This window comes from Limnohabitans sp. 2KL-51, assembly GCF_003063645.1.
Classification (GTDB): Bacteria; Pseudomonadota; Gammaproteobacteria; order Burkholderiales; family Burkholderiaceae_C; genus Limnohabitans_A.
Genome location: NZ_NESJ01000066.1, coordinates 1 through 721, shown reverse-complemented (window position 1 = coordinate 721; position 721 = coordinate 1). Strand labels below are relative to the sequence as shown.

General features: G+C 66.3%; 1 protein-coding gene. It reads right to left on the bottom strand.

Annotated elements, in window-relative coordinates:
* The coding region (locus B9Z49_RS21405; RefSeq protein ID WP_304598585.1) for a calcium-binding protein at positions 1-721 on the bottom strand (721 nt) is incomplete at both ends.

Genomic DNA, 721 nt, shown 5'->3' with positions numbered 1-721 from the left:
CGCGCCATGTCAGCCCGGCCGTTGTCCACGATTTGTTCGATGTTCTTGTACTCGATGGTCTGGGGCGTGCCGTCAGGTCCGATGTACTCGATCACGCCCGAGCCCGGTGTGCTGCCGGGCTTGACCACGGCTTGGTCCAGGCGCGAGATGTCCAGCACGTCGGTGCCCGCACCGCCGTCCACCGTGTCGTTGCCCCCGCCCGCGATGATGGTGTCGTTGCCGTTGCCACCCTGGATGCTGTCGTTGCCGTTGCCGCCATCGAGCTTGTCATTGCCGTTGCCGCCGTCCAGGGTGTCGTTGCCCTCGCCACCGTCCAGCGTGTCGTTGCCGTTGCCGCCATCGAGCTTGTCGTTGCCGTTGCCGCCCGAGAGGCTGTCGTCGCCGTTGCCGCCGTCCAGGGTGTCGTTGCCGTTGCCGCCATCCAGCGTGTCGTTGCCATCGCCCCCGCTCAAGCTGTCGTTGCCGTTGCCGCCCGAGAGGCTGTCGTTGCCATTGCCACCGTCCAAGGTGTCGTTGCCGTCACCCCCGTCCAGCGTGTCGTTGCCGTTGCCGCCGTCGATCTTGTTGTCATCTTTGTCGCCGTCAATCTTGTCGTTGCCGTCGTTGCCGTTGGTGTTGGCTTTGTTGGGGTCGCTGGTGGTGGCGGTGTTGCCCGCCGCATCCCGTGCGCTGGCGGTGATGGTGTCGCCCACCACGGCGCTGGTGGGGGTCAGGCTCCAGG